This window comes from Streptomyces sp. Y7 (assembly GCF_043195415.1).
Lineage (GTDB): Bacteria > Actinomycetota > Actinomycetes > Streptomycetales > Streptomycetaceae > Streptomyces.
In genome coordinates this window covers 67,876-82,018 of record NZ_JBIDDQ010000023.1, presented here as the reverse complement: position 1 = coordinate 82,018, position 14,143 = coordinate 67,876, and the positions used below count along the sequence as shown (strand labels likewise).

Annotated in this window: 14 protein-coding genes; 7 read left to right on the top strand and 7 right to left on the bottom strand. The window is 72.5% G+C overall.

All coding sequences use genetic code 11. The features are described 5' to 3' along the window. Positions 1-3 precede the first annotated feature (3 nt). Together ACGFW6_RS35950 and ACGFW6_RS35945 are read left to right on the top strand one after the other, a co-directional pair. Positions 4-579: a hypothetical protein gene (locus ACGFW6_RS35950; protein ID WP_393519722.1), complete on the top strand. Its 576-nt coding sequence runs from the start codon at positions 4-6 to the stop codon at positions 577-579. A gap of 189 nt (positions 580-768) precedes the next feature. Continuing rightward, positions 769-1,221, top strand: coding sequence for a phospholipase (locus ACGFW6_RS35945; RefSeq protein ID WP_393519719.1), 453 nt, complete (start codon positions 769-771; stop codon positions 1,219-1,221). A gap of 73 nt (positions 1,222-1,294) precedes the next feature. Here the strand turns inward: ACGFW6_RS35945 and ACGFW6_RS35940 are convergent, their stop codons facing one another. Together ACGFW6_RS35940 and ACGFW6_RS35935 are read right to left on the bottom strand one after the other, a co-directional pair. After that, positions 1,295-3,550 (bottom strand): heavy metal translocating P-type ATPase, encoded by a 2,256-nt coding sequence (locus tag ACGFW6_RS35940; RefSeq protein WP_393519716.1) that lies wholly within the window; start codon positions 3,548-3,550, stop codon positions 1,295-1,297. 65 nt (positions 3,551-3,615) lie between these two features. Then, entirely contained in the window at positions 3,616-3,831 is a 216-nt protein-coding gene (locus ACGFW6_RS35935; protein WP_393519713.1) for a heavy-metal-associated domain-containing protein, read from the bottom strand. Between the two features lie 190 nt (positions 3,832-4,021). Here ACGFW6_RS35935 and ACGFW6_RS35930 point away from each other — a divergent pair, with 190 nt between their 5' ends. Next, positions 4,022-4,984, top strand: coding sequence for a hypothetical protein (locus tag ACGFW6_RS35930; RefSeq protein WP_393519710.1), 963 nt, complete (start codon positions 4,022-4,024; stop codon positions 4,982-4,984). 155 nt (positions 4,985-5,139) lie between these two features. Here the strand turns inward: ACGFW6_RS35930 and ACGFW6_RS35925 are convergent, their stop codons facing one another. The 3 genes from ACGFW6_RS35925 to ACGFW6_RS35915 form a co-directional block, all read right to left on the bottom strand. Further along, the gene (locus ACGFW6_RS35925; protein ID WP_393519707.1) at positions 5,140-5,787 is read right to left on the bottom strand and encodes an isochorismatase family protein; all 648 of its coding nucleotides are present in this window, start codon (positions 5,785-5,787) and stop codon (positions 5,140-5,142) included. A 91-nt stretch (positions 5,788-5,878) separates the two neighbouring features. After that, the gene (locus ACGFW6_RS35920) at positions 5,879-7,714 is read right to left on the bottom strand and encodes a glycoside hydrolase family 15 protein (protein WP_393519704.1); all 1,836 of its coding nucleotides are present in this window, start codon (positions 7,712-7,714) and stop codon (positions 5,879-5,881) included. Between the two features lie 92 nt (positions 7,715-7,806). After that, positions 7,807-8,586: a DeoR/GlpR family DNA-binding transcription regulator gene (locus tag ACGFW6_RS35915; RefSeq protein ID WP_393519701.1), complete on the bottom strand. Its 780-nt coding sequence runs from the start codon at positions 8,584-8,586 to the stop codon at positions 7,807-7,809. A gap of 158 nt (positions 8,587-8,744) precedes the next feature. Between ACGFW6_RS35915 and ACGFW6_RS35910 the strand changes: the two genes are divergently transcribed. Together ACGFW6_RS35910 and ACGFW6_RS35905 are read left to right on the top strand one after the other, a co-directional pair. Further along, positions 8,745-9,626 (top strand): SIS domain-containing protein, encoded by an 882-nt coding sequence (locus ACGFW6_RS35910; protein WP_393519698.1) that lies wholly within the window; start codon positions 8,745-8,747, stop codon positions 9,624-9,626. A gap of 39 nt (positions 9,627-9,665) precedes the next feature. Next, the gene (locus tag ACGFW6_RS35905) at positions 9,666-10,520 is read left to right on the top strand and encodes a ketose-bisphosphate aldolase (RefSeq protein ID WP_393519695.1); all 855 of its coding nucleotides are present in this window, start codon (positions 9,666-9,668) and stop codon (positions 10,518-10,520) included. A 15-nt stretch (positions 10,521-10,535) separates the two neighbouring features. Here ACGFW6_RS35905 and ACGFW6_RS35900 read toward each other — a convergent pair whose 3' ends face one another. Further along, complete coding sequence (locus ACGFW6_RS35900; RefSeq protein WP_393519867.1) at positions 10,536-11,669, bottom strand: methyltransferase; 1,134 nt, start codon at positions 11,667-11,669, stop codon at positions 10,536-10,538. A 68-nt stretch (positions 11,670-11,737) separates the two neighbouring features. Here ACGFW6_RS35900 and ACGFW6_RS35895 point away from each other — a divergent pair, with 68 nt between their 5' ends. Further along, entirely contained in the window at positions 11,738-12,394 is a 657-nt protein-coding gene (locus ACGFW6_RS35895; protein WP_393519692.1) for an alpha-ketoglutarate-dependent dioxygenase AlkB, read from the top strand. Between the two features lie 95 nt (positions 12,395-12,489). Next, a complete protein-coding gene (locus ACGFW6_RS35890) occupies positions 12,490-13,728 on the top strand; it encodes an ROK family protein (RefSeq protein WP_393519689.1) in 1,239 nt (412 codons plus the stop codon). Here ACGFW6_RS35890 and ACGFW6_RS35885 read toward each other — a convergent pair. Next, positions 13,725-14,099 (bottom strand): nuclear transport factor 2 family protein, encoded by a 375-nt coding sequence (locus tag ACGFW6_RS35885; RefSeq protein ID WP_393519686.1) that lies wholly within the window; start codon positions 14,097-14,099, stop codon positions 13,725-13,727. The genes ACGFW6_RS35890 and ACGFW6_RS35885 overlap by 4 nt on opposite strands. Positions 14,100-14,143 lie beyond the last annotated feature (44 nt).

Sequence of the window (14,143 nt, the reverse complement as noted above, 5' to 3'; positions counted from 1 at the left end):
GGGATGCCGGCACGTGAGGCGGGTGAGGTGTTCGGCCCGCGCATGACGCTGTTCGCCGACGTCCTGAGCGTCGGCCTGGCCACGGCAGTGGCCTGTCTGCCCCTGCTGACCGCCCCCGCCGCACTCTCGACGGCCTGCGCGGTGCTGCGCGGCGCCGGTGAGGGCCGGCCGGCCACCGCCGGGCGGTACTTCGCGCTGCTGCGGCGACGGCTGCGCACCGGCGACCTCGCCGCGGGTGCCCTCGCGCCGATTGGGGTCCTGCTGCTGGCCGCGGATCTGGCGCTGGCGAGGGCGGGACTGCCGGGCGGGCCCGCCTACGCGGTGGTCGCCGCCGCCGTCGGCGCGTGCGCGGTGGTGGCCGGGCTGCGGGCCTGCGCCCGCCCCGAGTCGCTCACCGACTGGCGGAAGGCTCTGCGCCGGGCCGCCCGTGATGCGGTGCGGGACGTGGGCGGCAGCGGCCTGGTGCTGCTCGCGGTGGCCACCGCCGCCCTGTGCGCCTGGATGCTGGTGCCGCTGGCGTTCCTCGCCCCGGGACCGCTGGCCCTGGCGCTCACCGCCGTGGACGCACGGAGGGAGTAGGCGGGATGCCCGCCCGGTCGGCGCCGGGCGGGTCGAGCCGACGCCGAATTCATCCCCTGATCTCCTCGCATGTCCAAGAGTTAATGGCCCATTGGGTCGCATGCGGTGTGAAAGGGCCGTTCAGGTGTCAATCATCTTGTCATGAACCTGCGGCCCGACGGGCGGGCCGCAGCCTCATGGAGGTGTGGAATGCACCGCAGACTCGCCACCGGTCTCGCCGCCTCAGCCCTCTCCCTCGTGACCGTCGTCGCCACCGCGGCGGCCGCCGACGCCGCCCCCGCCGACAAGCCCCAGGTCCTGTCCAGTTGGACCCAGACCAGCGTGTCCAGCTACAACGCCTGGGTCTCCGCTCGCAACAACCAGTCCGCCTGGTCCGCGTACGGGTTCGACTGGTCCACCGACTACTGCTCCTCCTCGCCCGACAACCCCTTCGGCTTCCCCTTCTCCACGTCCTGCGCCCGCCACGACTTCGGCTACCGCAACTACAAGGCCATCGGCGCGTTCGACGCCAACAAGTCGCGTCTGGACAGCGCCTTCTACGAGGACCTCAAGCGTGTGTGCGCGAACTACAGCGGTGCGTCGAAGACCGCGTGCAACAGCACGGCCTGGACGTACTACCAGGCCGTGAAGGCGTTCGGCTGACGGTCGCCCCCTCGGCCGAGGAACGAAAGAGGGCGCCGCTCGTGCGGCGCCCTCCTCCCTTCATGGTGGGTCGTCAGTTCGCGGCCCGGAACGAGCGCAGCCGCAGGGAGTTGCCGACCACGAACACCGACGAGAAGGTCATGGCCGCCCCCGCGATCATCGGGTTCAGCAGGCCGGCCGCGGCGAGCGGCAGAGCGGCGACGTTGTAGGCGAAGGCCCAGAACAGGTTCGACCGGATGGTGCCGAGCGTCCTGCGGGACAGCCGGATCGCGTCGGCCGCCACCCGCAGGTCACCGCGCACCAGGGTGAGATCGCCGGCCTCGATCGCCGCGTCCGTCCCGGTACCCATCGCCAGCCCCAGGTCCGCCTGGGCGAGGGCGGCCGCGTCGTTGACGCCGTCGCCCACCATCGCGACCGAACGGCCCTCGTCCTGGAGGCGCTTGACGACATCGGCCTTGTCCTGCGGGAGCACCTCGGCGATGACGTCCTCGGGTGCGATGCCGACCTCGCGGGCGACGGACCGGGCGACGGTCAGGTTGTCTCCGGTCAGCAGGACGGGCGTGAGGCCGAGGGCGCGCAGCCGGCGGATCGCCTCGGGGCTGGTCTCCTTCACCGCGTCGGCGACCTCCAGCACGGCCCGGGCCGCGCCGTCCCACGCGACCGCGATGGCGGTACGGCCCGCCGACTCGGCGGCGGACCGGGCCTGCCGCAGGGCCTCGGGCAGTTCCATCGCCCACTCCCGCAGCAGGACTTCCCGGCCCACGAGCACCGCGTGTCCGTCGACGATGCCCTGCACCCCGAGGCCGGGCACATTGGCGAAGTCCTCGGGGGCGGGCAGCGAACCCAGCTTCTCCAGTGCCCCGTCGGCCACGGCGCGCGCGATCGGGTGCTCCGAGGAGTGCTCCAACGCGCCCGCGAGGCGCAGCACCTCGGCCTCGTCCGTGTCGTCGGCGGTGTGCACGGCCAGCAGGGTCATCCGTCCGGTGGTCACGGTGCCCGTCTTGTCCAGGACGACGGTGTCGACCGTGCGGGTGGACTCCAGCACCTCCGGGCCCTTGATCAGGATGCCGAGCTGCGCGCCCCGCCCGGTGCCCACCATCAGCGCGGTCGGCGTGGCCAGGCCCAGGGCGCAGGGGCAGGCGATGATGAGGACGGCGACCCCGGCGGTGAACGCCGCGGCCGGTCCGGCGCCGTTGCCGAGCCAGAAGCCCAGCGTGGCCAGCGCGAGGGCGATCACGACCGGTACGAAGACGGCGGAGATCCGGTCGGCGAGCCGCTGCGCCGCGGCCTTCCCGTTCTGCGCGTCCTCCACGAGCTTCGCCATCCTCGCGAGCTGGGTGTCGGCGCCGACCCTGCTCGCCTCGACGACCAGCCGGCCGCCCGCGTTGATCGTCGCCCCGGTGACCGGGTCGCCCTGGGCGACCTCGACCGGCACGGACTCGCCGGTGAGCATCGAGGCGTCCACCGCCGAGGAGCCCTCGACGACCACGCCGTCGGTGGCGATCTTCTCTCCGGGACGCACGAGGAAGCGGTCGCCCACCTTCAACTCCGAGACAGCGACGGTCCGTTCGTGGCCGTCGTCGCCGAGGACCGTGACGTCCTTCGCGCCCAGCTCCAGCAGCGCCTTCAGCGCCGCGCCCGCCTTGCGCTTGGAACGCGCCTCGAAGTAGCGGCCGGCGAGGATGAACGCGACGACTCCGGCCGCCGCCTCCAGATAGATGTTCCCGGAGCCGTCACCGCGGGAGACGGTCAGCTCGAAGGGATGCGTCATGCCCGGCTCGCCCGCCGTGCCGAGGAACAGCGCCCACAGGGACCACAGGAACGCGGCGGAGGTGCCGACCGAGATCAACGTGTCCATGGTGGCCGCGCCATGCCGCAGATTGGTGAACGCCGCCTTGTGGAAGGGCCATCCGGCATACGTGACGACGGGCGCCGCCAGGGTCAGCGACAGCCACTGCCAGTACGTGAACTGGAGGGCCGGGACCATCGCCATCGCGACGACGGGCACGGCGAGCGTCACGGCCGTGATCAACCGCTGCCGCAGCGGCCGCAGCTCGTCGTCACCGGCGGTGTCGTCGGGCGCGTCCGGGACGGGTGGCGACGGCTCCCGCGCGGTGTAGCCGGTCGCCTCGACGGTGGCGATCAGGTCCGGGACGGAGACGTCCCCGCCGTAGCTGACCCTGGCCTTCTCGGTGGCGTAGTTGACCGTGGCCGTCACGCCGTCCATGCGATTGAGCTTCTTCTCGATGCGTGCCGCGCACGAGGCGCAGGTCATGCCGCCGATGGCGAGTTCTACCTCGGTCGTGGGGTCGGACGCGGTGGTGGTCATCGCTGCTCCTCGTGCGGGGTGGGAGCGCAGCCCGGTGCGACGGGGCTCCGCGGACGGGGTGCGGGTCAGGCGGCGCGGCCGGTCAGCTCGTAGCCGGCGTCGTCGACGACCTCGCCCATCAGGGCGTCGTCCGGCTCGGTGGCGCTGGTGACGGTGACCTGTCCGGCCGCGAGATCGACCTCGACCCCGGTGACGCCGTCCAGTTCGCCGATGACCTTGGTGAGCGTGGCCTTGCAGTGGGCGCAGCTCATACCGGAGACGGCGTAGGTGGTGGTGGTCATGGGGTTCCTCCTGGGATACGCGGTCACGGTCGACCTCGATACGGGGTGGGGGTATCCTTGCCGGTGTCCATGTATACCCCTAGGGGGTAGGCGACGCAAGCTCGGATCGGGGTTGACTTGATACCCCCTAGGGGTATGGTGAGGTGCATCGAAGGACCGTAGCGAACGATCCGACCCGTAGGAGACCGCCATGCATGCCGGACTGAGGATCACCGCGTTCGCGGCCGCGCTGGCCGCGACCTTCGGCACCGCCTACGGCGTGGGCAAGGGTGTCGACCCGGTCGCGGAGGACCCCGCGCCCGCCCGTCACGAGAGCCACGGCGAGGCGTCGCCCGACCCGGGAGAGCCGGGAGGCCACGGCGGGCACGAAACGCCGCCGGCGGGCGGGCTCCAGATCTCCGAGGGCGGCTACACCCTCGATCTGCGGACCCCGGCCGTCACCGCGGGGAAGCGCTCCGAGCTGAGCTTCGCCATCCGTGACAGCGCCGGTCGCGCGGTCACCGCCTACCGGCGCGAGCACGAGAAGGAGTTGCACCTCATCGTCGCCTCACGCGACCTGGTCACCTACCGCCATCTGCATCCCACCCGCGCCGCCGACGGCACGTGGAGCATCCCCGTCGAGCTGCCCCGCGCGGGCGGCTACCGCGTCTTCGCCGACTTCACGCCGGCCGAGAAGGGCGCCGAGAACCTCACCCTCGGGGCGGACCTGGCCGCCGCCGGTTCCTTCGAGCCGCGGCGGATGCCGGCGCCGGACACCACCGCGAGGGTCCATGGCTACGAGGTCCGCCTGGACGGCGGCCTGCGCCCGGGCAAGGCCGGCGAACTCGAGCTGAGCGTCTCCCGGGGCGGCCGTCCGGTGACGAACCTCCAGCCCTACCTCGGTGCCTACGGTCACCTGGTCGCCCTGCGCTCCGGCGATCTCGCCTACCTGCACGTCCACCCCAACGGCGAACCCGGCGACGGACGGACGAAGCCCGGCCCGCGGATCTCGTTCACGGCCACGGCGCCGAGCAGCGGCACCTACCGCCTCTTCCTCGACTTCCGGCACGAGGGTCAGGTCCACACCGCGGAGTTCACGGTGCGAGCCGGCGGCGCGGCGGCCGCCCCGGACGCACCCGCGCACGACGAGGAGGCCGGGGCACACGGCCACTGAGGAGTCGGATGTCCCCGGTCCGCCGCTGCCGGCCGTGCGCCGGCGGACCGAGGGCTCGGCCGGGCGGCCGCTCGCCTCGGCGCGGTCGAGGCCGCCGTCGAGCTCGGGCCCCCGCCGTCACCGCCCGCCCGAGGCGTTGCATCCGTCCGAGCCGGTCAGACCGCTTCCGCCGCCGGCGCGGCGAGGCCGAAGACCGCCGCAACCCGGTCCGTGGACGTCACCGCACCACACGTGTCCGCCACCCATTCCAGCGCGAACCCGTGGCTCCCCGCCGACGCGTCGGCGACGGCGTCCGCGACGACGAACGGCTCCAGGTCCCGCACCCAGGCGTCGGCGGCGGTCATCAGCACCCCGACCCGCGCGAACAGCCCCGCTATCACGACCTGATCCCGCCGCATGTCGCGCAACCGACCCTCCAGCCGGGTCCGGGCGAACGCGCTGTGCTTGCGCGCGGTCAGCACCGCGTCCCCGGTGCGCGGCTCGACCTGCTCGGCGAACTCCTCGCCGTCCCGGTCGGCGGGCGCCACGGGCCGCCGTACATAGGTGGCGGGTCCGCGCTCCCCGGCCGGCACCGAGTGGATGACCGGAATGCCCACGGCATGGGCCGCGCCCACCAACCGGGCCGTGTTGGCGAGGAGTTCGCCGACCGGGGCGCCCTCCTCGGCCAGCACGCGTACGAAGCGTCTTTGCAGGTTGAGGACCACCAGGGCCGCGCGTTCCGGGTCGAGGGTCCACCCCGTGGTGTCGTCGGGCAGCATCGCTGGGGTCGGCATCACGTACGGGAAGATCGAGCCAGGCGTCATCTCGGGTTGCCCTCCGGGCGAGTGGGGGAACCCTATTTAGGTTAGCCTCACCTAACTTCGATGTCTTGCCGATAACGGGCGTCAACTCGCCTCATCCCAGGGCGCGGTCCAGGTTGAAGGCGGCACTGATCAGGGACAGATGCGTGAACGCCTGGGGGAAGTTGCCCTGCTGCTCGCCGGTGTGACTGATCTCCTCGGCGTACAGGCCCAGATGGTTGGCGTACGTCAGCATCTTCTCGAAGGCGAGCCGCGCCTCGTCGAGCCGGCCGGCCCGGACCATGGCCTCGACGTACCAGAACGAGCAGATGGAGAACGTGCCCTCGTCGCCGCGCAGTCCGTCGGGGCTCGCCTCCGGGTCGTAGCGGTAGACCAGGGAGTCGGACACCAGGTCCTCGGTGAGGGCGTCGAGGGTGGACAGCCACTTCGGGTCGGTGGGCGCGATGAACTTCGCCATCGGCATCATCAGTACGGCCGCGTCCAGGACGTCGCTGTCCTCGCACTGGACGAAGGCCTTGCGCGTCTCGGACCAGCCCCGGCTCATGATCCGCCGGTAGATCCTGTCCCGGCACTCCTGCCAGCGCGGCAGATCGGCGGGCAGACCGCGCCGGTTCGCCATGCGGATACCGCGCTCGATCGCCACCCAGCACATCAGCCGCGAGTACAGGAAGTTCTTGCGCCCGCCGCGGGTCTCCCAGATGCCCTCGTCGGGCTGGTCCCAGTTCTCGCACACCCACTCCACCAGCGCGCAGACGTTGTCCCACTGGCCGCTGGAGATGGGCTGCGCCCACTTGTCGTACAGGTAGATCGAGTCGATCAGCGCCCCGTAGATGTCGAGCTGGAGCTGGTCGGAGGCGGCGTTGCCGACCCGCACCGGAGCGGAGCCGAGATGGCCCTCCAGGTGGTCGAGTTCACGCTCGGGCAGATCGGTGCGGCCGTCGATGCCGTACATGATCTGCAAGGGTCCTGTGGGTGAGCCGTCGCCCCGGCTGACGTGGTCGGTGAGGAACTTCATGAAGGCTTCGGCCTCCGTCGTGAAGCCGAGCCGCAGCATCGCGTACACGCAGAACGCGGCGTCGCGCACCCACATGTACCGGTAGTCCCAGTTGCGCTCGCCGCCGAGCTGCTCGGGCAGGCTCGTCGTCGGGGCCGCCACGATGGCGCCGGTGGGCGCGTAGGTGAGCAGCTTCAGGGTCAGCGCGGAACGGTGCACCATCTCCCGCCAGCGGCCCCGGTACTTGGAGGCGGACAGCCAGTTCCGCCAGTAGGCCACCGTGCTGTTGAACTGCCTCTCGGCCTCGGAGTGGGCGCACCGCTTCAGCGCGAGAGCGCCGCCGATCTGGTCCAGCGCCAGCACGGCCGACTCGCCCTGGGAGAGCTTGAAGTCGGCGTGCACGTCGGGCCCGTCGATCTCCAGCGGCACGGTGGAGGTCAGCCCGATCGACAGCTCCTCCGACTCGAAGACCGCCACCTCGCCCTCCATACGGACGCTGTGGGTGCGGGTGCCGTAGTCGAACCGGGGCGCGACACGCGTGTGGAACGGGATCGAGCCGCGCACGCACACCACGCGCCGGATCAGCCGGTGCCGCGCCGCCTCGGCCGAATCGGCGTCGACCGGCATGAAGTCCTGCACCTCGCCGACACCGTCCTCGGTGAAGAACCGGGTGATCAGGACGTTCGTGTCGGGGAAGTAGAACTGCTTGGTCCGGGCCGGCACGGCGGCGGCCAGTTCGAAGCAGCCGCCCCGCTCGGCGTCCAGGATCGCCGCGAAGACGCTGGGTGAGTCGAAGGACGGGCAGCAGTACCAGTCGATCGTGCCGTCGATGCCCACCAGGGCCACGCTGCGCAGATCGCCGATCAGGCCGTGATCGGCGATCGGCACGTACCGCGACGCCCCCGGTGTGCCCGTCTCGATCGGAGTAGTGCTCATCGCAGCCTCCCTGGCCCGCCATGCGCCTCGCTCCCAGCGTAGGCGGAATCGGCCGGGGGAGGGCCGGGGCGGCAAAATCAGGGGCCCGGGGCTCAGGCCACGATGACCCGCAGGCCCGCCTCCTCGAAGCGGCGCAGCGTCTCCGGGTCTGCCGCCGTGTCCGTGACCAGCGTGTCCACCGCGTCGGCCGGGCAGATCCGGGCGAAGGCGCGCCGGCCCAGCTTGCTGGAGTCCGCCGCGACGATCACCCGCTCGGCGCGTTCGCACAGCAGCCGGTTGATGGCGGCCTCCGCCTCGTCGTGCGCGGCGGCGCCGTGGGCGCTGTCGAAGGCGACGACACCGAGCACCGCCACGTCGATCGTGATCTGGCCCAGCACTCCGTCCGCGAGCGGCCCGATGAGCTCGTACGACTGCGGGCGCGCCACCCCGCCGGTGACCACGATCTTGAACTGGGGGCGCACGGCCAGCTCGTTGGCGATGTTGAGGGCGTTCGTGACGACGGTCAGCGCGGGCGAGCCCGACGTCAGGTCGCTGCGCACGGCCAGGGCGCGGGCCACTTCCGTGGTGGTCGTGCCGCCGGTCAGCCCGACGGCCTCACCGGGCGCGATCAGGTCGGCCACCGCCTTGGCCACACGCTGCTTCTCGGAGGCGTGCCGGGCGGTCTTGTAGCGCAGCGGCAGTTCGTACGACACTCCGTGTACGACCGCGCCGCCCCGCGTGCGCACGAGCATCTGCTGCTCGGCCAACTGGTCGAAGTCGCGGCGGATCGTGGCGGACGACACCTCCAGCTCGGCGGCCGCCTCCTCGACGTCCAGCCGGCCCCGCTCGACGAGCAGCTCCAGCAGCGCCTTCCAGCGGGCGTCGCGCGACATCGAGCCTCCATTTCTCTGCGTTCCTCGACCTCGCGGCGACCTTATCCCACCCCCGAAACCGTCGAATGCTTGATTCTGCTCGAAAGCTCGCTATATCTTGCAAGAAAAAGCATGAAGGTTCATGGAAGCCAGTTCGTGAAAGCCAGGAGGACGGCGGCATGACGCATGTCGAGGACGAGCTCAACAGCCAGCCCGAGTGCTGGGCACGCGCCGCGAGCGAGGCGACCGGCCTCGGCGGGGCGCTGCCGGTGGCGGGGGAGCGGGTCGCGGTGGTCGGCTGCGGGACGTCGTACTTCATGGCCCAGGCGTTCGCCGCTCTGCGCGAGGGCGCGGGCCAGGGGGAGACCGACGCCTTCGCCGCGTCGGAGTTCCCGGCCGGGCGGACGTACGACCGGGTCCTCGCCCTGACCCGGTCCGGCACCACCACCGAGGTCCTCGACCTGCTGGCCCGGTCGAAGGGGCGCACGCCCACCACGGCGATCACCGCGGACCCGGACACCCCCGTGATGGCCGCCGCCGACGACGTCGTCGTCCTCGACTACGCCGACGAACGCTCCGTCGTGCAGACCCGCTTCGCGACCACCGCCCTCACCCTGCTCCGCGCCCACCTCGGCCTGCACGCGGACACCGCCGTCGCCGACGCGCGCACCGCGCTCGCCGCCGAGCTGCCCGAAGGGCTCGTGGAGTGCGGGCAGTTCACCTTCCTCGGCCGCGGCTGGACCGTCGGGCTGGCGAACGAGGCCGGGCTGAAGATGCGCGAGGCGTCCCTGTCCTGGACCGAGGCGTACCCGGCCATGGAGTACCGCCACGGCCCGATCAGCATCACCACCGGCGGCACCGCCACCTGGATGTTCGGCGAGGCACCCGAAGGGCTGGCCGAGCAGGTGCGCGCGACCGGCGGGCTGTGGATCGAGGGGCGCCTGGACCCCCTCGCCGAACTGGTCCGCGCCCAGCGGCTCGCGGTCGCCGTCGCCGCGGCCCGGGGTCTCGACCCGGATCGGCCGCGTCATCTCACCCGGTCGGTGATCCTCGCCCCCTGACCTGCCCCGCCGAGAAAGGAACAGGAGAAAGGACAGGCCGTGCCCCTCGTGACCACCGGCGAGCTCATCACCCGTGCCGCCGCAGCCCGTTCAGCCGTCGCCGCGTTCAACGTCATCACCCTGGAGCATGTCGAGGCCGTCATCGCCGGTGCGGAGACGGCGAGTTCGCCCGTCGTCCTCCAGGTCAGCGAGAACGCCGTCAAGTTCCGCTACGGACGGCTGCTGCCGCTGGCCCGCGCGGCCGTCGCCGCCGCCGAACGCGCCGGCGTCCCCGTCGCCCTGCACCTCGACCACGTCCAGAGCGACGACCTGCTGCGCCAGGCCCCGGACGCCGGGTTCAGCTCGGTGATGTACGACGGGGCCCGCCTGCCGTACCTGGACAACCTGGCCGCGACGAAGGCGGCCGTCGACTGGGCGCACGCCCAAGGGCTGTGGATCGAGGCCGAGTTGGGCCGCCTGGGCGGCAAGAACGGCGAGCCGCCGCTGGACGCCCACGCGCCCGGCGCCCGTACCGACCCCACCGAGGCCCACGCCTTCGTCGCGGACTCCGGCGTCGACGCCCTGGCGGTCGCCATCGGCAGCTCGCACGCCATGACCACCCGCACCGCCACCCTCGACCACGAACTCCTCAAACGCCTCGCCGCGGCCCTCGACGTCCCCCTCGTCCTGCACGGCTCCTCCGGCGTCCCCGACGAGGAGCTGACCGCGGCCGTCGCCGGCGGCATCGCCAAGGTCAACGTCGGCACGGCCCTCAACATCGCCATGACGGGCGCGATCCGCGCATTCCTCGCCGCCCACCCCGAGGCGGTCGACTCACGCAAGTACCTGAGCGTGGGCCGGGAGGCGATGGTGCGCGCGGTGGCCGACATCATCGGGGTTCTCGGGAGGCGCTGACCGGACCCGCGGCGGCTAGCGCTTGACGGCTCGCAGCACCACGAACTTCGGGTCCCCGGCGACCAGTTCACTGTTCCCGAACAGCCGCCGCAGCTTCACGTGGTACCCGAGGTGCCGGTTGCCGATCACCCACAGCTCGCCGCCCGGCCGCAGCGCGCGCTTGGCACCCGTGAACATGCGCCAGGCCGTCGCGTCGGTCGTCGCCTGGTGCGAGTGGAACGGCGGGTTGTTCAGGACGAGGTCGACACTGCCGGCCGGCACACCCGCCATGCCGTCCCCGACCCGGAACTCGGCGTGCCCCGGCACCCCGTTGGCCCGGTACGTCGCCTCCGCCGAGGCCACGGCCTGGAACGACTCGTCCACGAACAGCACTTCGACCCCGGGGTCGGCCAGCGCGACCGCCGTACCGACGATCCCGTTGCCGCACCCGAGGTCCACCACCCGCCGGGCGCCCTTGCCGTCCGGCAGGTGCCCGAGGAAGAACCGTGTCCCGATGTCGAGCCGGTCGGCGCAGAAGACGCCCGCGTGATTGACGACCGTGCCCTGCGAGACGGCACCGATGCCGTCGGGGAGCGTGTACGTGTACGGCCACGGGTTGGCGGGCCGCTCCGGCGACGGCTCGGGCGTGCAGAAGATCAGCCGGGCCTTCTTCTCCGCCAGCGAGGTACGGGTCGGACCGAGGATCCGCTCGAACAGCTGGAGCGTCGAGGTGTGGATCTCCTTCACCATGCCCGTGCCGACCACCACCGTGCCCTCGTGCACCGCGGGCGCCAGCCCGATCAGCTGGTCCTCCAGCAGCGCCAGGCTCTTCGGCACGCGCACCAGCAGGACGTCCACCCGCTCCGGCGGGGCGTCCTGCGTGGTGAGCAGCCGGACCGTGCCGGGCTCGACGCCGTGCCGGGCGAGGTTGGCACGGGTCGCCTCCTGCGTCAGGTACGAGTCCGTGATCTGCGTGGGCCGGTGCGCGGCGAGCGCCGTGACCAGGGCGCCCCAGCGGTCACCGACCACCACGACCGTGCCCGTCAGCGGGATCGCCCGCTCCGCCAGGTGCCTCAGGAGGTACTCGTCGGCGGCGTCCCAGGCGCGCAGCCGCTCACGCGGGTCCTCGGGGAATCTCGTCAGCGCCAGGTCGCCCCACGGCGTCGTCATACGGTCGTTCATCGTGCGACCAGGCTAGCCGAGCCGCAGCTCACGACCGGTGGGGGAGGATGGAACGCATGGACGCCGAGCTGTTTCCCCGGGAACGTACGGAGGTGACGCCGGGCGCGGTGCATCTGCCGGACTGGCTGGACCCGCGGGCCCAGCGCGAGCTGCTCGACGCCTGCCGCGACTGGGCCCGTCCGCCGGCCGGCCTGCGCACGGTCCGCACCCCCGGCGGCGGCACCATGACCGCCCGGCAGGTCTGCCTGGGCCTGCACTGGTACCCGTACGCCTACGCCCGCACGGTCGTGGACGGCGACGGCAGCCCGGTGAAGCCGTTCCCCGAATGGCTCGGCGAGCTGGGCCGCCGCGCGGTGCGGGACACCCTGGGCGAGCCGCACGCGGCGTACGCGGCGGCCGCCTACGACATCGCGCTGATCAACTTCTACGACGCCGACGCCCGCATGGGCATGCACCGCGACAGCGACGAGAAGTCGCCCGCGCCGGTCGTGTCCCTGAGCCTCGGCGACACCTGCGTCTTCCGCTTCGGCAACACCGAGACCCGGACCCGGCCCTACACGGACGTCGAGCTGCGCAGCGGCGACCTGTTCGTGTTCGGCGGCCCCTCGCGGCTCGCCTACCACGGCGTGCCCAAGGTGTATCCGGGCACGGCACCGCCGGAGTTGGGGCTGACCGGGCGGCTGAACGTCACGCTGAGGGTGAGCGGCCTGTAGAGCCGGTCCGGCCATCGGGCCGCCGCCGGTCCGAACCGTCTCTCCCGGACGGGCCCAGGGCCGCCACATGCGCGGATCATGGGAGACTCGCCCTCATGAGCGGCAAGGCGGACCCCCGGTCGGCGGGGGAAGGGACCCCCTCGAGGACGCGGCTGGACCGGGGGCGCGGTGCGCTCGGGCCCGCGTTGGAGCTCGTGCACACCGGGCGCGCGCCCACGCGTGCCGTCCTCACCGCCGAGCTCGGGGTGACCCGGGCCACGGCCGGCGCGGTCGCCGCCGAGCTGGAGGCGCTGGGGCTGATCCGGGTCGACGCCCGGCCCGGCGCGGCGGCCGGTTCGCAGGGGCGCCCCTCGCACCGGCTGGCCGTCGCCGAGGACGGACCGGTCGTCCTCGCCGCCCAGGTCCACGCCGACGGGTTCCGGGCGGCGCTGGTCGGCCTCGGCGGCCGTATCGTCGCCACCGCTCCCGGCTGCGAGACCGTGGACGCCGATCCGGCCAAGGTGCTCGGATCGGTCGTCGAGGCGGGCGCCGACCTGCTGCGCACGACCGGACGGCGCTGTGTCGGCGCCGGGCTGGCGGTGCCGTCCGCCGTCGCCGAACCCGACGGACTCGCCCTCAACCCCCTGCACCTGGCCTGGCCCGTGGGCGCGCCGGTACGCCGGATCTTCACGGAGTGCGTGCGCGCGGCCGGTATCACCGGTCCGGCGTTCACCGGCAACGACGTCAACCTCGCCGCGCTCGCCGAGCACCGGCACGGCGCGGGGCGCGGCGCCCGCGATCTGCTGTGCGTGGCCACCGGGCACCGGGGCGTCGGCGGGGCGCTCGTGCTGGACGGCCGGCTGCACACCGGCAGTGCGGGCCTGGCCCTGGAGGTCGGCCACCTCACGGTGAACCCCGAGGGCAGACCCTGCCACTGCGGCAGCCGCGGCTGTCTCGACGTCGAGGCCGATCCACTGGCCTTCCTGACGGCGGCGGGTCGCGAGCCGGGCCCGGAGGTCTCGCTGCTCCAGCAGTCCAAGGACCTGATCGGCAACCACTACGACGACCCGACCGTCCGTACGGCCACCGAGGCCCTCATCGACCGCCTCGGCCTGGGCCTGGCCGGTCTGGTGAACATCCTCAACCCGGACCGCATCATCCTCGGCGGCCTGCACCGCACCCTCCTCGACGCCGACCCCGAACGCCTGCGGGCCGTCGTCGCCGACCGCAGCCTGTGGGGCCAGAGCGGCAGCGTCCCGATTCTCGCGTGCACCCTCGACCACAACAGCCTCGTCGGAGCGGCGGAGTTGGCATGGCAGCCGGTGCTGGACGATCCGCTGGGGGCGCTGGCCTAGCCGGCCGGTGGCAGGCCCAGCTCGTGTCGCGCGGCGGGCGTGTCCTCGTGCACCCGCCACTCGGCGACCAGCGAGCCCGTGACGCGCGCGCTCCACAGCGCCGGCCCCCCCAGCTCGGGCCGCGCACATGTGGAGTGGCCCGAGACCGCGACGACGTCGTCCCGCGCGATCAGACCGGTGAAGATGTTGCGGTAGTCCGGGAAGGCGGCGAAGAAACCCCGCCAAGCCCGCACACACGCCTGCTTCCCGTGGACCGTGCCGCCCGCGGCGTCCGTGAAGGTGTGGTCGTCCGACATCAGTGAGGCCAGGCGGTCCGGATCCCGGTCGTTGATCGCGGTGTTGAAACGACGGACGACGTCGATGGGATCCATCGGGCGCTCCTTTCGTCGTTCGCCTCCCGCACCGACCCTACGGA

Bases quoted from the DNA above. Each gene is read 5' to 3' on its own strand.
- ACGFW6_RS35925 (WP_393519707.1), bottom strand. From the start codon at position 5,787: ATGACGCCTGGCTCGATCTTCCCGTACGTGATGCCGACCCCAGCGATG.
- ACGFW6_RS35900 (WP_393519867.1), bottom strand. From the start codon at position 11,669: ATGACGACGCCGTGGGGCGACCTGGCGCTGACGAGATTCCCCGAGGAC.
- ACGFW6_RS35890 (WP_393519689.1), top strand. From the start codon at position 12,490: ATGAGCGGCAAGGCGGACCCCCGGTCGGCGGGGGAAGGGACCCCCTCG.
- ACGFW6_RS35920 (WP_393519704.1), bottom strand. From the start codon at position 7,714: ATGAGCACTACTCCGATCGAGACGGGCACACCGGGGGCGTCGCGGTAC.
- ACGFW6_RS35895 (WP_393519692.1), top strand. From the start codon at position 11,738: ATGGACGCCGAGCTGTTTCCCCGGGAACGTACGGAGGTGACGCCGGGC.
- ACGFW6_RS35910 (WP_393519698.1), top strand. From the start codon at position 8,745: ATGACGCATGTCGAGGACGAGCTCAACAGCCAGCCCGAGTGCTGGGCA.
- ACGFW6_RS35940 (WP_393519716.1), bottom strand. From the start codon at position 3,550: ATGACCACCACCGCGTCCGACCCCACGACCGAGGTAGAACTCGCCATC.
- ACGFW6_RS35915 (WP_393519701.1), bottom strand. From the start codon at position 8,586: ATGTCGCGCGACGCCCGCTGGAAGGCGCTGCTGGAGCTGCTCGTCGAG.
- ACGFW6_RS35930 (WP_393519710.1), top strand. From the start codon at position 4,022: ATGCATGCCGGACTGAGGATCACCGCGTTCGCGGCCGCGCTGGCCGCG.
- ACGFW6_RS35950 (WP_393519722.1), top strand. From the start codon at position 4: ATGCCGGCACGTGAGGCGGGTGAGGTGTTCGGCCCGCGCATGACGCTG.
- ACGFW6_RS35885 (WP_393519686.1), bottom strand. From the start codon at position 14,099: ATGGATCCCATCGACGTCGTCCGTCGTTTCAACACCGCGATCAACGAC.
- ACGFW6_RS35945 (WP_393519719.1), top strand. From the start codon at position 769: ATGCACCGCAGACTCGCCACCGGTCTCGCCGCCTCAGCCCTCTCCCTC.
- ACGFW6_RS35935 (WP_393519713.1), bottom strand. From the start codon at position 3,831: ATGACCACCACCACCTACGCCGTCTCCGGTATGAGCTGCGCCCACTGC.